This window comes from Sporichthya brevicatena (assembly GCF_039525035.1).
In the GTDB taxonomy this organism is placed as follows: Bacteria; Actinomycetota; Actinomycetes; order Sporichthyales; family Sporichthyaceae; genus Sporichthya; species Sporichthya brevicatena.
This window is the reverse complement of record NZ_BAAAHE010000027.1, coordinates 62,052-65,656: the sequence shown is the minus strand read 5'-3', so window position 1 is coordinate 65,656 and position 3,605 is coordinate 62,052. Positions and strand designations below refer to the sequence as shown.

Here is a 3,605-nt window from a genome sequence, read left to right as displayed (position 1 = left end):
CCTGACCATGACCCCGAGCCTGGCCGAACTTCCCCTCAGATCACTTGATCAACACGCCCTAGTCCGGCCCGGATCGCACTTATCGCTGACGGAGCGTCAGGCCTGGTTCTCCGCGAGCCACTGGGCCATGATCGACCGGAACTTCTCCGCGGTGCGGCCGAGTGTGATGGCGTGGCCCGTCCCCTCGAGCTGGACGAACGAGAGCCGCGGTGCCTGTGGGTACGCGGTCTGGACCTGGAGCTCCGGGCCGGGCGGCGGGAACAACGCGTCCTGGGTGCCGAGGATCAGCAGTGTCGGGACCGTGATCGCCGGCGTCATCAGGTTCGTGGCGAGGTAGCCCTGGGTCGCGCTGAGCAGGTCGCCGCACGCGTCGCGGTTGCGCTTGCGCAGGACGATCTCGGCCACCGCGGGTTCGAGGTCGTAGAAGTGCGCCGCCGCGAACTCGGCGTCGGTGCGACCGAACGGTGCGTAGTTCGGTGCCCCGGAGTCACCGCGCGCGTGCTGAGGCGCCGTCAGGCAGTCCTGCCCGGAGGCGGAGAGGGTCTGCAGCGCCAGGGTCGAAGGGTAGTGCGTGTAGCCGATCACGGCCACGGCCTCGGCGCTGGCGAAGACCGCCTGGGTGATCTCGGCGATCAGGCCGCCGGCCGAGTGACCGGCGAGGATGACCCGGCCGAAGCGCGGCAGGACGTTCCCGGCGGCCTTGTAGTTGCCGGCGCGCAGGGCGTCGGCGATCTGGTCGGCGATGTCCGCCTGGGCCGGCAGGCAGGTCGCCAGGCCGTCGGGCAGGTCGTCGTGCGCCGGGTTGCCGAGGCGGTCGACGACGAGGGAGACGTGCCCCTGGGTCGCCTGCTTGAGGGCGTAGTCGTACTCCGGCACCTCGGTGAGGTGGAAGAAGAAGCTCGAGTAGCCGAGCCCGTGCAGGTACATCGTGACGGCCGGGCTGGAGGCCCGGATCAGGTCCCGCGGCCCGACCAGGTTGGCGTGGACCGTGTACGTCTGGCCGTCCGGCTCGTTCTGACAGGGGATGCCCGTGGTGTTCCGGTTGACCACGGTGAACCTGACCGGGATGTCGACGGCCGAGCCGACGACGGCGGGGCGGTTCGCGGCGGCGGTGGCGGGGGAGGATCCGAGGGCGGCGACGGCCGTGGCGGTCAGTGCTCCGGCGAGCGCGATCCGCAGCGTCGCCCCCCAGCGACGGGCCCGGGACGTGGGAATCGGCATAGGCAATTGGAGCCCATTTGTGTCGGTTCCGAAACACTGACACCCACGTTCGGGCGTGCCGGGCGTCTCCCGACGCGCCCACCTGCGGTGGGATTGTGACCGCAAACACGTCCGGAGGAGGGCCCATGGGTGGCGCGAACAGCCTCGTCGGCGTGGACGCGCTGGCCGCCGAGCTGGCGGGTCCGCGGCCGCCGCGCCTGCTGGACGTCCGCTGGCCGGTGCCGTGGCCGGCCGGCCACGTGACGGCGGGCCCGGGTCCCGCCGACCCGGCGGCGTACCGGGCGGGCCACCTGCCCGGCGCCGTGTTCGTCGACCTCGACGCGGACCTCGCCGCCCCGCCCGCGGGCGGCTCCCGGGGGCGGCACCCGCTCCCGGACGCCCACGCGTTCACCGCCGCGATGCGCCGCCTCGGCGTGGGTGCCGGGCCGGTCGTCGTCTACGACGACGGACCGGGTTTCGCCGCGGCCCGCGCCTGGTGGTGCCTGCGCTTCTTCGGGCACGAGGACGTTCGCGTCCTCGACGGCGGGATCGCGGCCTGGCGGGCCGCCGGCCGCTCCACCGAGACGGGCGAGGCGCCGCTCCCGCCGCCGGGCGACTTCACCGCGGACCCCGGCCACCTGCCGATGCTCGACGCCCGCGGTGCGGCCGCGCAGGCTCGGCTCGGCCTGCTGCTCGACGCCCGGGTCGCCGAGCGGTACCGGGGTGAGTCCGCCGCCGACCCGGTCCGGGGGCACATCCCCGGGGCCGTGAGCGCGCCGACCTTCGACAGCGTCGGCGCCGACGGCCAGTGGCATCCGCCGACGTTCCTGCGCACCCGGTTCGCGATCCTCGGTGCCGAGGGCGAGGAGGTCGGGGTGTACTGCGGCTCCGGTGTCACGGCGGCGCACGCGGCGCTCGCGATGACGGTCGCGGGGCTGCCGACGCCGGCGGTCTACGTCGGCTCGTGGAGCGAGTGGATCGCCGACGCCGCCCGGCCGGTCGCGATCGGATCCGCACGCGGATGAGCCCGGCCACCGACCGCGCCGCGGCGGAGGCGCTGGACGCCGCGGACCCGCTCGGCGAGTTCCGCGACCGGTTCGTCGAACCCGAGCCCGGCCTGATCTATCTCGACGGCAACTCCCTCGGCCGGCTCCCGCGCGCCACCGTCGACCGGCTGCGCCGCGTCGTCGAGCAGGAGTGGGCGGGCGGCCTGGTCCGGTCCTGGCACGACTGGATCGACCTGCCGACCCGGGTCGGCGACCTGATCGGCGAGCACCTCGTCGGGGCGCGTCCCGGGGAGGTCGTCGTCAGTGACTCGACGACCGTCAATCTCTACAAGCTCGCGCACGCCGCCTGTGCGGCGCGGCCGGGCCGCGACGTGATCGTCACCGACGACGACAACTTCCCCACCGACCGGTACACGCTCGCCGGCCTCGCGCAGGCGCGCGGGATGACCGTGCGGGTGGTGGCCTCGGACCCGGTCACCGGACCGGACCCGGCGGACCTGCTGGCGGCGCTCGACGACCGCGTCGCGGTGCTCTCGCTCTCCCACGTCGCCTATCGGTCGGGGGCGCTGCTCGACCTCCCGACGATCACGGCCGCCGCCCACGGGGTCGGCGCGCTGATGCTGTGGGACCTCTGCCACTCGGCGGGGTCGGTCCCGGTCGGGCTGGCCGACGCCGGCGTGGATCTCGCTGTCGGGTGCGGCTACAAGTACCTCAACGGCGGGCCGGGCGCGCCCGCGTTCCTCTACGTCCGCTCGGACCTGCAACCGACGCTCCGGCAGCCGATCTGGGGCTGGTTCGGTCAGCGCGACCAGTTCGCGATGGGGGAGCGCTACGACCCCGAGCCCGACGTCCGCCGCTTCCTCACCGGGACGCCGGCGGTGGTCGGCGTCGCGGCGCTCGAGGAGGGCGTCCGCGTGCTCGCCGAGGCCGGGCTGGAGCGCCTCCGGGCCAAGGGGATGGCGATGACGGAGCTGGCCCGCGCCCTCGCCGAGGAGTGGCTGCTCCCGCTCGGCTTCGAGCTCGCCAGCCCGGTCGACCCGGCCGCCCGCGGCTCGCACCTGACGCTGCGTCACCCGGAGGCGTTCGCGATCAGCCGTGCCCTGATCGCCGAGGCCGACGTGATCGGGGACTTCCGTACCCCCGACTGCCTCCGGCTCGGCCCGGCCCCGATCTCGACCCGCTTCACCGAGGTCTGGGACGCCCTCGACCGCCTGCGCTCCCTCGTCGCCGCCGGCCGCCACCGCATCCACGCCGAGACGTCCCCCGCCGACCGCCGCGTCACCTGACCTGCGGGATGACGTCCCGCAGGGGTGGGGTGTCGGCCCTGGTGCGGGCTGACATGGGTGTGCTGCGGGACGTCATCCCGCGGGGACGGGCGGAGCCCCGGCCCTCCGAGGA

Annotated in this window: 3 protein-coding genes; 2 read left to right on the top strand and 1 reads right to left on the bottom strand. The window is 74.5% G+C overall.

All coding sequences use genetic code 11. The features are described 5' to 3' along the window. Positions 1-96: 96 nt before the first annotated feature. The gene (locus ABD401_RS16750) at positions 97-1,221 is read right to left on the bottom strand and encodes an alpha/beta fold hydrolase (protein ID WP_344606769.1); all 1,125 of its coding nucleotides are present in this window, start codon (positions 1,219-1,221) and stop codon (positions 97-99) included. Between the two features lie 125 nt (positions 1,222-1,346). Here ABD401_RS16750 and ABD401_RS16745 point away from each other — a divergent pair, with 125 nt between their 5' ends. Both ABD401_RS16745 and kynU read left to right on the top strand, forming a co-directional pair. Next, entirely contained in the window at positions 1,347-2,225 is an 879-nt protein-coding gene (locus tag ABD401_RS16745) for a sulfurtransferase (protein WP_344606767.1), read from the top strand. After that, entirely contained in the window at positions 2,222-3,493 is a 1,272-nt protein-coding gene (gene kynU, locus ABD401_RS16740) for a kynureninase (protein WP_344606765.1), read from the top strand. The genes ABD401_RS16745 and kynU overlap by 4 nt, the downstream gene beginning before the upstream one ends. Positions 3,494-3,605 lie beyond the last annotated feature (112 nt).